Origin of the sequence: Mannheimia massilioguelmaensis, from assembly GCF_000940515.1 — a bacterium.
GTDB lineage: Bacteria > Pseudomonadota > Gammaproteobacteria > Enterobacterales > Pasteurellaceae > Basfia > Basfia bettyae.
This window is the reverse complement of the sequence record NZ_CDQL01000006.1, coordinates 92608-106188: the sequence shown is the minus strand read 5'-3', so window position 1 is coordinate 106188 and position 13581 is coordinate 92608. Positions and strand designations below refer to the sequence as shown.

Genomic DNA, 13581 nt, shown 5'->3' with positions numbered 1-13581 from the left:
GTTTCTTATGACAACTAATAATATTCCGTATTTTATTTATCTTGATAGTAAAATTGTGGGGGCCGCAAGACAAATTGTGACTTTTTTTAATAATGGTATTTTCCCTATAGAAAATACCGTTATTTTAATTAAAAAGTATAAGCATAAGTCTGCAAAAACAATTGAGCAAGTTTTTAAACAAGGGGGGGTAAGCTATCGTTTTGTTAAAGCTGCTGATTTAGATGCATTAACGAGGGGAATTATTTTTTATCCCTTTAATGCTCAGTCAAATTGCAGAGCTGTTGCTAATCGTCGTCTTACTCATATATTTATTACTCATGGTGAGAGTAATAAAATAGCATCAGTTAAACCAATTATTCGTATTTATGATCATATTATTACTGCTGGTCAAGCAGGGATTGAGCGTTTTCTCACTAATAAAATATTTAATTGTTATGATGTAAATTCTGGTCGATTAGTTAAAATGGGAGATACTTTTATTGGTCGAACTGGTTTAGCGTCAGTAGGGCAGGGAAAAAAAGTAATTTTTTATGCTCCGACTTGGGAAGGCGGAATTGAGTTAGAAAATTACTCAAGCTTATCTTATACCAATGAGGTCGCTAATTGTATTAAGCATTTTAGCAAGCAATATGATGTCAATACTGTGCTTATTAAACCTCATCCAAATACAGGACATCGATGTCGAGAATATAATCAATATTTAATTTCTCTCGTGGAATTATTATTATCTGAAGGGTTAAAGATAGTTCTCTTTAAACCACATATCACAATTCCATTTCATATTGTTTGGAGATTGAAAAGAAAAGGAGTAGTGTTTGAATCTGAATTAAATAAATATTATGCGGTTCTTGGCTTTTGCGATATATCTGCTATAGAAACCCAATTTTTAAATGAGCAAATTTATTACTACATATTTTGCTCTAAAATACATAAAAGTTATTTATTAGGTCTAAAAGTTGCTAATTATTATAAAACTCATGCAATTGAATTTACCCAAAGTGAATTACCTAATCGTATTTCAGAAATTGATTTTAACGAATTAAAAGAATATTTAATTGATAATAGTTGTTTAAATATACCTATTTCAGAAAGAATTAATTATCTGTTAAATAATTTACATGATTATGCAGAATACATATAAAAATATCAGGAGATAAAATGAATTTAAAGAAAGTTTGGTTATTTGGTACATATGCTTGGCAAGGAAATCCTAAAGCATTATTTTTATATATGACTCAGAATTGTGAAGAATCCCATGAGTGTTGGTGGATTGCAGATAAAGAAAATGATATGAAAGCAATTAAGAAAGCCACAGGTTTAGAAAAAGTGACTTTTATGAATAGTGCTAAAAGTAAAGAACTATTTGCCAAAGCTGATGTTTATGTGACAGAAAATTTCCGTGAAAGCTACCCAATAGAAATGAATGAAAATATTAAAATTTTCAATACTTGGCATGGCGTAGGCTTAAAACATATTGAACTTGCATTGGGTATGGATTCTGTACTTGTTGATAGTATTGTACGTAAATATATTCGAAATTATGACTTATATAAAAATAATGTACTTTTCTTAACTACCTCTCAAACTATGGAAGATCATTTCTTAGAAGATATGGCAATTAGTAAAGAGTTAGTTATTAGAGGCCAATATCCTCGAAATGAAGTTTATAAAACGGGTGGAATTCATACTTATGAATTAGATACATTATTACCTAAACCAAAACAAGAATATACTAATATCATTTTATTTGCACCGACGTACCGAGTAGGAGCGATTGAAGGTGTTTTGAATTCACTTTTACCCGATTTTAACCGCATAGAAGAGGTTTGTCGTAATAATAACCATCTATTTATTGTAAAAGTACATCCATTTATGAAAAATGATAATTATTTCATTGAAATGGAACAAAAATATAAGCATAGTCAACATATTTTATTTTGGAACGATGATTACGATATTTATGAAGCATTTAATAATATTGACGTTGCCATTATTGATTATTCAAGTATTTTCTATGATTTATTAGATTCAGGAGTAGAAAAATTTATTCGTTATATTCCTGACTTAGCGCATTATCAACAAGATTTGGAACTGATTGGTGATTATCTTGAGCTTACTGAAGGAACAATTATTGAAACATTCCCAAGTTTATTAGAACTCTTGAATCATAAACAAATTGAATCTATTTCAACTGAACGTAAAGAATATTTAAATCAATATTTCTTTGGTTTTGTTGAAAAAGATGATGCTATGCAAAAATTAATTACTGCTGTAGATAACCATTCTATCCAAACAAGTGAGCTCAAAGAATTACATTCATTTGATATTTTTGATACATTAATTCGTCGTTCAACCCTAAAACCATTAAGTATTTTCGATTATGTGCGGGATAAAGCTAAAAATTCTAATTTGGCATTCCCTATTTCGCTTATTGAAAATTGGGTTTCAATTCGAAATAAAGTTGAGCATGATGTGCGTGACATGATGCGAAAAACAACCTTTGAAAGAAAATCAAATAAAATTGAAATTACTTTAGATGATATTTATACAAGATTGCAAAAAAATCTTCTCTTAACGGATGAACAAACTGATTTCTTAAAACAAACAGAAATTGAAGCAGAAATTGCTCATGTCGAGCCGATTAAAAAACGAATCGATTTCTTATTTTCACTGAAAGATGCTGGTCATGATGTGATAATGGCAAGTGATATGTATCTTCCTGAAAATGTTATTAGAGCGATGTTAGAACGGGCAGAGCCTCGTTTAAGTACAATCCCACTCTATCTTTCAAGTAGTATCGGTTATCAAAAATCTACAGGTAAATTATATCAACATATTTTCTTTGATCTTGATTATCAATATAGTCGTTGGACGCATTATGGCGATAATAAGCATGCAGATGGTGTGGTTCCTCGTCGATATGGTATTCAAACTGCTGTGCATGATATGGATGATTTTATTCCATTTGAATCTTCATTAGTAAACAGCATGGATAATTATAATCGTTATCCAGCATATTGTTTAGCTACTAAAATGCAACGCTATCGTAGTGAACTGATTAACATAATGGATAACCAATTGTTAGAAACAAAGTATTATAACTATGCTTATGTTGGTTCGGCATTAGTTACCTATATCAATTGGGCTATTCGTGACGCATTACAACGTGGTTATGAAACGCTTTATTTTATTTCTCGAGATGGTCATTTCTTAAAACAAATTGCTGATAAGATCATTGCTACTAGAGATTATAAATTAACCACAAAATATATTTATGGTTCACGTAAAGCATGGCGTTTACCTTCCTTTATCGATAAAGTTGATGATGAAACTTTCTGGCAATTTGGTAACTTTGTAGGAATGGATTGCTTTGATGACTTAGTTAAAGCAAGTTACTTAAGTGAGGAAGAATTATTGGCCTTATTCCCTGAATTCGAACGTTTAAAAAATGCTAAGCACTTGCGTGGTGCGGTAGCAGAAAATATTCGAAAAGTACTATCAGATTCTCAGCAGTATCGCCAAAAAGTGTTAGATATTGCTAAAGAAAAACGCCAGATTGTACGTAAATATATTCAACAAGAAATTGATCCTAATGAAAAATTTGCTTTTGTTGAATTTTGGGGACGAGGATATACACAAGATACTTTTGGTCGTTTATTAAATGATGCATTTGGCAAAGAAATAAAAAATCCATTTTATTATGTACGTAGTTTCACTGATGATATGGGAACTTCTTTACGTCATAATTTTATTCTAGCTCCGCAAAACTTTTCATTCTTTGAGCCTATTTTTGCTCAAACACCTTATGAAAGTATTCCGGGGTATGTTGAAATTGATAATAAAGTTGAGCCGATTATTCACCATCGTGATAGTACCGTGAGTGATTTAATTTCTGAGGGGCTACTAAAATTTACAGAGGATTATCTTGCATTAGAGCCTCAAGATGAAGATTATTTTAATCAGGCTTTAGCGCAATATTCTTATCAATATCAAATGACACGTAATGATGATCAATTTATTGCGAATGTCTTTAGTGAATTAAAAGATAACATCTCCAGCTTTGGAATGGAAAAAGCTTATGCACCTAAGTTAACTTTAGCGCAACTACAAGGGATATCTTCAAAACAAGAATTAGATAAAATTACCTTATCAATCCCAATTTCTTTAGCGAAGAGCGATACAGCTGTTATTGATTACTATAAACGTATTCAAAGAAATTATAATTTGCCTGCGTTTAACGGAAAAGCTATGAAGAAAGTTTATGCGGTCAATCCACTTGAGAATTACGTTGTGAGTGATCAGCTGCCGTTCACTATAGAGGCGCTAAAAAATAATAGTTTTTATATGGATATTGATTTTAGTGAAGCATCAAAACGTACTGATATTTATCTAAAACAATCTCATATGATTGAAATTATCGCCGTTGATTGGTTAAAAGGTGGCGTACCAAGATTACTCACTGAATATGGCTATATCACTGCACATAAAGATTGGGTAGCTATTACAGATAAAGAATATTTGCCAAAACCGCCAAATAAGCTTATTTCAGTTGCTAAACAGGATAAGGTTGCATTAAAGAAAGAAACTAAGAAATCTAATAAAGTGGCAATGGCAAAAGGTGAAAACCCTACGGATAGAGCCGAAAAACAAACACAGGTTCATAATCGAAAATTAAGAAAATTAGCTCGAGATCCTTATACTTTCTTTAGTGATGCTAAAAACCCATTTATTACTAAGTTTAAATTTCTATTTAATGAGCAGTATGCAATTGGACGTTTTATGAGTAGATTAGTCCGTAAAAAACTAAATCACTGATTTTTATATATAAATAACCTAACACTTAAAGAGCCCTAACTATGGAAATTAAAGAATCCGTATTTGAAACTATTATTTCAAAAACAGAGAATGTTACTAAAACTGCTGGTGATTTATTTAATGATCAGTATGCTAGACTTATTCAACTTCAAGTTGCTGTTAAGGATAAGCAAGATGCTTTAGCCAGTGAGTTATTGGATTTAGCTTCGGAATTAAATAAAAATAGTCTTTCTGCCTATGCTACTAGAATTGAATCTTATGTAGTACAACATTTATTAAATGCTCCTTATGATGCTAAACGAGCTTTTACTACACATAAAAGTTTATTTGCTGAAAGACATGAAATGGCGATATTTTTATCAGAAAATCTTGAGGAAATAAAAAAACGTGTTAATAAACGACTTCAAGAAGCAAAGCCAACACAATCAGATAAAATTAAAGTCTTTACATACTGGGATAATGATGACAAGTTACCGCCAATTGTTTCATTATGTCGTGAGAGTTTAAAAAAGTATATATCTACGGATAAATTTGATCTCATTATTTTAAATAGTGAATCTTATAAGGAATGGACAGATTTCCGCAAAGAACAGATTAAGGCAGAGATCACTCAAGCTCATTTTACTGATATTTTACGTACTAAATTATTAGAAAAGTGGGGTGGGTTTTGGATTGATGCTACGGATATGTTGACACAAGATTTTTATGAGGCGACTCAAAAAATACGTGAACAAAAACAGTTTATCTTTACTTATGCAGGCTCTAGAACAGGTACTTGGTTTATGTATAGTAAACCTCGTAATTATATTATGTCTATGTTGTCCGAAGCTATTTCTTTATGGTGGGAATTAAAATGTTACTTAACTAATTACTTTATGATTCATGATATTATTGAGATGTTTTATTGGGTTGATCCTGATTATCGGTGTGATTGGGATGAAATGCTTAAAATTCATCCGTCAGATGCTTTGAGTGTGTTGCGCGCTTATAATAGAACGATAAGCCCAGAAGAATTTGATAAGTTAATTAGTAGCTCATTTGTACATAAATTAACATATAAATATGATGCAGAAAAAATTGTTCAATCAAGTGCATTAAGCTATTTATTAAAAAGAAAATAAAAGGAAATTTGTATGTTTATAAACTTAATTAGTAGCTTTTCTAATTTGAGCGATTTTCGAAAATTTGCTTATGGAGATCTGAATGAAAATACTGTGGATATTTCTTTTCCAGAGAAAAATATAGTTAAATTAAGTAATAAAAAGAATGATAATAGTCTCAATATTACTTTTTTTAGAAAAAATAATCTATTAGTTGCAGGGCGGACTTATACTTTTTCTTGCGATTTTGAAATTACTAAACGTTTAAATAAATCTTTACCAAATGATGTTCCTAAAATTGCTTTTGATGGGGTTGATGCTGATAAAGGTACTATTTGGGATATAAAATCAACAATAGCCGTCCCGAATGAAGTTGGCATTTGGCACCGTTCTTTAACTATTACTATACCAAAAAGTTTTTCTTCTGCTTGGTTTAGAATTCATTGTGGATCCGAATCTGAAGCAGGATACATTATTATCAAAAATATTTTAGTCACTGAGAATGCATTTGACTTAGATAAGGATAACCCATTACTAGAGAAAATTAATGACACTTATTTAATTAGAGAAAGTTTAAATGAAGTAGATTTATACCCTGCTATAGATCGTTTATGTGAGAAGAAAAATTTTAGAATAGTTGAATTAATTGAAAATCGTTATGCAAATAGTGCGGTTATTTCTGAAAAAATTTCTATTCTAAAGACCTTGGCTACTAAACAAGTTGATATTGCAATTAGAAAATTTGATAGTTTAATTCATAAGTTAACTAGCCAAGATGAAAGCTTTGTGAGTCATGTGATCAGAAAGTTAGCCATCCATTCTAAATGGGATGAATTACAGAATTATTTTGATATATTAGAAGCTAAAGATTTATTCATTAATAATGCCGAAATTTTGTATCAAAAGGCTCAAACTGCTAGACGATTAAAAAAACAGAATAAAGAGCAAATATATTATAAGCAAGCCTTATCTTTGGATACATCAAAAGCAGATATTGATTGGGAGCTCTTTTTTGATAATTATAATCCAGGATTAACTTATCGACGTGAAGAGTTAAATTTCTTGGAAAAGAACCTCAACAAAATTCAAAAAATAGCAGACTCATATGACCCAGAGTTTATTGATATTACAAAATCGCCTATTTTTGTATTTTGGGATCAAGGATTACATGAAGCACCTCAAATGGTTCAGATTTTAGTCCAGCAAATGAAAAATGTATATGGTGAACGTTTAGTAGTACTCAGCCAAGATAACTTAGAGTTATTTATAGATATTCCTGATACTATTCGTGAAATTCGAACAAAATACAGAGCTTTCTTTTCTGATTTTATCAGAGTGGCTTTACTAATGAAGTTTGGCGGTATTTGGTTAGATTCAACAGTATTAACTACTGAACGTTTTTCTAAAGAAATTGAAAAAAACTTATCTATAGAAGAAAATAAGAATATCTATTTATTAAGAGTACCAGAAAATCAATATCGTGTGACAAGTTGGTTTATTTCCACTAATCAAATAAATAATCGTATTTTTGTGTTGATGTATGCAGCATTCTTAACATATTTTGATACGCACAATGAATTATTTGAATATTACCAATTTCATACATTTTTTGAATTATTGACACAATTAGATAAAAAAGCGAATCAAGATTTTCTTAAGTCTAATAAGGATAATTATCAACAATATGCACATGATTTGCTAAAATACTTAAGAAATGATTTTAATGAAGATGTTTTTAAATCTATTATGGATAAATCAGCTGTTCAAAAATTAACTTATAAAGCGAATGTTAATCACTTACGAGTTAATTCATTTTATAAAACAATTTTGCAAAAGATTTTACTATCTCAAATTGGCTAATTTCTTAAGTAAATAAACTGCGGTGAAAATTTTAAAAATTTTTACCGCAGTTTTTGTTTTTTCTAAGTATAAAAAAACGCTAAACCGGGGTTTAGCGTTTTGCTTATCTGATGATTAAAGCTATTATTTAGCTGCTTTTAATTCTTGATAGTATTTTTCATAGATTTCTACTGCATCACCTACGTCATCTTGCCAATTGGCTGATTTTAATACTTCTGCTGTTGGATAGATGGCAGGATCTTCAGTAATTTCTTTTGGAAGTACTTTTTTAGCTTCAAGATTAGCCGTTGGGTAACCAATCGCTAATGTTAATTTTTCAGCTGCTTTTGCGCCTAGCATATAATTAATTAATTTATGTGCACCATCTGGATTTTTAGAGGTTTTTGGAATTGCTAGTGTATCAACCCAAAGCACAGGCCCTTCTTTAGGGAATACCATATCAATGGTGCCTGGTTGTTCTTTTTTGGCAATACGTACAGAACCATTCCATAATTGACCCACTTCAACTTCACCTGAGATAAATGAATTCGCAGGGTTGTCAGAGTTAAATGAAAGTACGTTTGGACGTAATTTTAATAACTCTTCATAAGCCGCTTTTATTTCTGCTGGATCAGTGGTATTTGGATTTTTACCTAATTTTAATAAAGCAATATTGAATACTTCACGAGCATCATCAAGTAATTGTACTTTATTGGCAAATTCTGGTTTCCATAGGTCGCCCCAAGAGGTGAAGTTTTCGCCTTTGTAAGTGTGCATATTGAATGCGATGCCTGGTGCACCCAATAATTGAGGCAATGAGTATTTGTTGCCTTTATCATAAGGTTTATTTAACCAATCAGGATCTAATTCTTTGATAACAGGAAGTTTGCTGTGATCTAATTCCTGTAACATTCCTTCTCGTGCCATTTTGGAAACAAAATAATTTGAAGGAGCAATTACATCATAACCACCATCAGCGCCTTGAGTTTTAATTTTGGCATACATGGTTTCATTTGATTCTAAGCTTGAAACAATGACTTTGATTCCAGTTTCTTTAGTGAAATCATCTAATAGACCATCAGGTACATATTCAGTCCATGTGTAAAGATAGACTGTACCATTATCTTTGGTTGCTTGAGGTGCTTTGCTATCTGTGGTTTTGCTATCTTTATCATTACAGCCTGTAAGTGCAACAGCAACTAAGCTAGCTGCGAAAAGACCTGCTAATTTTTTCATTTAAGATCATCTCCTGTTGAGAAATAAATAAGAGTATCCGCCTTGTATTTATGAATAATATAAGGCATAAAAAAACGCCTGACTTTGGGCTAATTCCTAGCTTGGGGTCAGGGCGTATTTTATTGATAAATAGGCATTTTGTGAAGCTTTTATTTAGCTTTTATTTTTTCGGTTAATAAGTTGACCTAAAATCACTAAAGCTAAAGATAGAACAATCATTATTGTCGCTAAGGCATTTACTTCTGGGGTCACACCTGTCTTAACCAATGAGAAAATTTTCAATGGTAAGATTTCATAGCTGACACCACTTACGAATGAAGAAACGACTACATCATCCATAGAAATAGTGAAGCTTAATAACCAACCTGAGATAACTGCAGGCAAGGCAAGTGGTAGGATAATTTTACCTAAAATAGTAAATTCACTTGCGCCTAAATCTCTAGCGGCTTCTAGCATTCTTAAGTCAAACCCTTTTAGGCGAGAGAACACGCTGACAACAACATAAGGTAAACAGAAGGTAATATGAGCCAATAATAATGACCAAAAACCTAGTGATATACCTACGATCATAAATAAGGCTAGCAATGAAACTGCCATCACAATATCGGGGGACATCATCGTAATAAATAGCATGCCACTAACAGCTTGTTTGCCACGAAAACGATAGCGATATAATGCAATTGCAGTCATGGAACCAATAATGGTAGCAAAGCTTGCCGCAAAGAAGGCGATGGTCACAGAGTGAATTGCCGCTTGAATTAAGGTGTCGTTGCCCATTAAGCGTTCATACCAATCTAAGCTAAAGCCTTTCCAACTGAGCCCGTAACGATCTGCATTGAAAGAATTACCCACTAAAATAATGATAGGGATGTACAAATAAGCGTACACCACTAACATAAATATATTACGTAGTACACGACTCATTATTCTAACTCCACTTTCTTATTCAATAGTTTGTTGGCTTTATAGTAAACGAAAATTAACATTGCCATTAAAATAGTTAATCCAATACTGATTGCGGAACCAAATGGCCAGTTACGTGAAATTAAGAATTCACTCTTAATTACGTTACCCACTAATAATACTTTTGCACCACCGAGTAAATCAGCTACATAGAACATACCCATGGCTGGAAGTAGCACTAATAAACAACCTGAGACGATACCAGGCATGGTGAGAGGAATAATGATTTTAATAAAACGTTGGAAACCATTTGCTCCTAAGTCTTTTGCTGCTTCCAGTAAACGTAAGTCTAATTTCTCAATAGCAGAATAGAGTGGAAGAATCATAAAAGGCAATAATAAATACACTAGCCCGATAATTACCGCCACTTCAGTGTTAAGAATTCGCATTGGTTCACTAATTAGTCCAAGAGACAATAAAAATTCATTAAGAATGCCTTTCACACCTAGGAACACTTTCATTCCATAAATACGGATTAAAGAATTGGTCCAAAATGGTAATACTAAAAGAAAGAGTAAAATAGGTCTGTATTTAGGATTAATTTTTGCCATAAAAAAAGCAAAAGGATAACCAATGGCTAAGCAAATAACCGTAGCAATACCTGACATGTACAATGAGTTCCATACTACTGTGCCATATAGTGGCTCAAATAGGCGAGTATAGTTTTCAAATGTAAAAGGCAAGGCATAAAAATTACTGCTGTCTTTACTTAGGAAACTCACAATTAATACCAAAAGGTTTGGTACTAAAATAAAGAAAATTAGCCAAGCGAAGATAACAGCAACGGTTGAATTTTGAAATTTACGCGTTGTTATTTTCATCGTTCAATACCACTTCCCATTTTTCAATCCAAGTTACCGCAACACGTTGATTTAATGAGTGATCAATATTAGGATCATCTTCATTAAAGAATTCACTAACTAGCACGAGTTGACCATTATATTCTAGCTCAACAGTTGACTCTAATGTCATACCCTTGTAGTTACGTTCACGGATATGACCGATGATTGCACTTGAATGCTCATTATCGTCAAGTTCTTCCAATAGAATATCTTCTGGGCGTAGTAGCACTTTCAGTTTTTGACCTTCTTTTACTGGTAAATCAGTATATAGATAGCATACCCGACCTTGCACATTGGCACGTACACGGAGTTCATCCACACGATCTAATACTTCAGCATCAAAGATATTAATTTCACCGATAAATTTAGCTACGAACAAGTTGCTCGGTTCTTCATAAATTTCACGAGGAGAACCATCTTGTTCGATATTCCCTTTTCTTAACACAATAATGCGATCAGACATGGTTAATGCTTCTTCCTGATCGTGAGTAACAAAAATGAAGGTAATACCTAATTTACGTTGTAATGCTTTTAATTCATTCTGCATTTGCTTACGTAATTTGTAATCTAATGCAGAGAGAGATTCGTCTAATAATAGTACTTTTGGTTTATTTACTACTGCACGGGCAATCGCAATACGTTGTTGTTGACCGCCTGATAATTGAGTCGGTTTACGATCTGCCATCTCTTCTAATTGCACCATGCGTAATGCTTCTAATACACGAGGCTTAATTTCCTCATTAGGCACTTTTTGCATACGCAAGCCAAAAGCAACATTTTCAAAAATTGTCATGTGAGGAAACAGAGCATAGCTTTGGAATACCGTATTAACTGGACGTTGTTCCGCAGGCACATTAGTAACATCCTCACCATCAAGAATAATTTGGCCACCATTGGCTTCTTCAAAACCTGCAATTAAACGTAAAACTGTTGTTTTACCGCAGCCTGAAGGGCCTAAAATAGTTAAAAATTCACCATTGTTAATGGTTAAATTGAAATTATCGATAATTGTATTATCGCCATAGGATTTTTTTAGCGAACGGAGTTCAATGATAGGTTTGCTTTGAACAGTATTTTCCACTAGCTTTGGTTTTCCCTTAATGAACTAAAACGGCTTTAGTTTTGAGTAGAAAGAACACATCTGCAACTGAATGCAGACACCTAAGATAAAATGAAGCCTAATGATAAAGCTAATAGCAGATAAATTAAAGTTTTTTATGTAAAAAATCATGATTTTTGTGTGAATTTTAGAAATTTTCTATTGTCTAGGATATATCAATTCCTATCATTTTTTGATTTAACCAGTGATTGAACAAGTTGTGGGTAATATTTGTAGGGTAAATGCTGGCTAAAATTTGTTTTTTATCAAAAAATGGCTTATTTCTGATGAATAACAATCAAATTTTTGTTATATGTCAAAAAAAGCTTAAAAAAATTATATAGACTTATTGATGTTTTATTTTTTCTACTTTCTTATTTGTTAGTTACATTGAAGAAATAAGAAAGTTTTCCAATCATTATTCATTTTATTTAGAAGAATTATTATGCAATACACTGAACAACTGTTAGAACGTTTTTTAAATTACGTTTCTTTTGATACCCAATCTAAAATTGGGGCGAAAACTTCTCCAAGTACAACTGGGCAAATGAAATTGGCAAAAGTTTTAGAACAAGAGTTGTATAGTCTAGGGTTAGAAAATATAGAAATTTCTAAGCATGGCATTGTCACTGCCTATTTACCTGGGACCGTAGCTGATGCGCCCACTATTGGTTTAATTTCTCATCTTGATACCTCACCACAATGTAGTGGTAAAAATGTAAATCCCGAAGTGATCGAAAATTATCGTGGTGGAGATATTGCATTAGGATTGGGTGATGAGTTTATTAGCCCTGTAACCTTTCCTTTTTTACAGAAGTTAGTCGGGAAAACCTTGATTGTTACTGATGGAAAAACCCTTTTAGGCGCAGACAATAAAGCAGGAATTTCTGAAATAATGACCGCACTTTCTGTTTTAAAAGTCAGTGATCAACCTCGTTGTCATTTACGTGTTGCCTTTACACCAGATGAAGAAATTGGTTTAGGTATGAAATTCTTCCCTATGGATAAATTTCCTTGTGATTGGGCTTATACCATCGATGGCGGAGAAGTGGGTGAATTAGAGTATGAAAATTTTAATGCGGCTAGCGTTACAGTCACTGTCCCAGGTCGAGCTATCCACCCGGGATATGCTAAAGATAAAATGATTAATGCTTTAACATTGGCTTGTGAATTTCAACAAGGGTTTCCTGTGGATGAAGTCCCTGAGAAAACCGAGGATAAACAAGGATTTTTCCATTTAAATTCATTCCATGGAGATATTGAAAAAGTCGAATTACATTATATTATTCGTGATTTTGATCGTGCTAACTTTGAACTGCGTAAGCAATTCGTAAAAAAATTAGTGGTTGATTTTAATCGAAAAAAAGGTTTAAAAAATCCACTGCACGTTGTGATTACTGATAGTTATTACAATATGTATGATGTGGTTAAAAAGGTACCTCAAGCCATTGAATTGGCAGATCAAGCGATGAAAGATATCGGATTGACACCTATTCATCAAGCGATTCGTGGTGGTACAGATGGTGCTTGGCTGGCAGAAAAAGGGTTAGCTTGTCCAAATATTTTTACTGGTGGTTATAATTTCCATAGTAAGCATGAATTAATTACCTTAGAAGGTATGGAAAGTGCGGTGGAAGTTATTGTAAAAATGGCACAATTAGCTGCTAAGTAGTTAGTAAAATTTTGT

The 13581-nt window shown here is 32.3% G+C and carries 9 protein-coding genes; 5 read left to right on the top strand and 4 right to left on the bottom strand.

Annotated elements, in window-relative coordinates; translation table 11 throughout:
• The first annotated feature begins 7 nt into the window (after window positions 1-7).
• From BN1226_RS05250 to BN1226_RS05235, 4 genes are read left to right on the top strand one after another with little or no spacing between them, the layout of a single operon-like run.
• The gene (locus tag BN1226_RS05250; RefSeq protein ID WP_044470312.1) at window positions 8-1141 is read left to right on the top strand and encodes a CDP-glycerol glycerophosphotransferase; all 1134 of its coding nucleotides are present in this window, start codon (window positions 8-10) and stop codon (window positions 1139-1141) included.
• A 17-nt stretch (window positions 1142-1158) separates the two neighbouring features.
• Window positions 1159-4815: a CDP-glycerol glycerophosphotransferase family protein gene (locus tag BN1226_RS05245; RefSeq protein WP_044470311.1), complete on the top strand. Its 3657-nt coding sequence runs from the start codon at window positions 1159-1161 to the stop codon at window positions 4813-4815.
• Between the two features lie 41 nt (window positions 4816-4856).
• Window positions 4857-5936 carry a capsular polysaccharide synthesis protein gene (locus BN1226_RS05240; protein WP_044470310.1) on the top strand — a complete coding sequence of 360 codons (1080 nt, stop codon included), beginning with the start codon at window positions 4857-4859 and terminating at the stop codon, window positions 5934-5936.
• 12 nt (window positions 5937-5948) lie between these two features.
• Window positions 5949-7775 carry a capsular polysaccharide synthesis protein gene (locus BN1226_RS05235; protein WP_044470309.1) on the top strand — a complete coding sequence of 609 codons (1827 nt, stop codon included), beginning with the start codon at window positions 5949-5951 and terminating at the stop codon, window positions 7773-7775.
• 123 nt (window positions 7776-7898) lie between these two features.
• Here BN1226_RS05235 and BN1226_RS05230 read toward each other — a convergent pair whose 3' ends face one another.
• The 4 genes from BN1226_RS05230 to potA form a co-directional block, all read right to left on the bottom strand.
• The gene (locus tag BN1226_RS05230) at window positions 7899-8990 is read right to left on the bottom strand and encodes an extracellular solute-binding protein (protein ID WP_044470308.1); all 1092 of its coding nucleotides are present in this window, start codon (window positions 8988-8990) and stop codon (window positions 7899-7901) included.
• Between the two features lie 153 nt (window positions 8991-9143).
• Window positions 9144-9914, bottom strand: a complete 771-nt coding sequence (gene potC, locus BN1226_RS05225; RefSeq protein ID WP_044470307.1) for a spermidine/putrescine ABC transporter permease PotC — start codon at window positions 9912-9914, stop codon at window positions 9144-9146.
• Window positions 9914-10774 (bottom strand): spermidine/putrescine ABC transporter permease PotB, encoded by an 861-nt coding sequence (gene potB, locus BN1226_RS05220; RefSeq protein WP_040596421.1) that lies wholly within the window; start codon window positions 10772-10774, stop codon window positions 9914-9916. Before potB ends, potC begins: the two co-directional genes overlap by 1 nt.
• Complete coding sequence (potA, locus tag BN1226_RS05215; protein WP_005760966.1) at window positions 10755-11876, bottom strand: spermidine/putrescine ABC transporter ATP-binding protein PotA; 1122 nt, start codon at window positions 11874-11876, stop codon at window positions 10755-10757. The genes potB and potA overlap by 20 nt, the downstream gene beginning before the upstream one ends.
• Before the next feature lie 463 nt (window positions 11877-12339).
• Between potA and pepT the strand changes: the two genes are divergently transcribed.
• Complete coding sequence (pepT, locus tag BN1226_RS05210; RefSeq protein WP_044470306.1) at window positions 12340-13566, top strand: peptidase T; 1227 nt, start codon at window positions 12340-12342, stop codon at window positions 13564-13566.
• The last annotated feature ends 15 nt before the right edge of the window (window positions 13567-13581 follow it).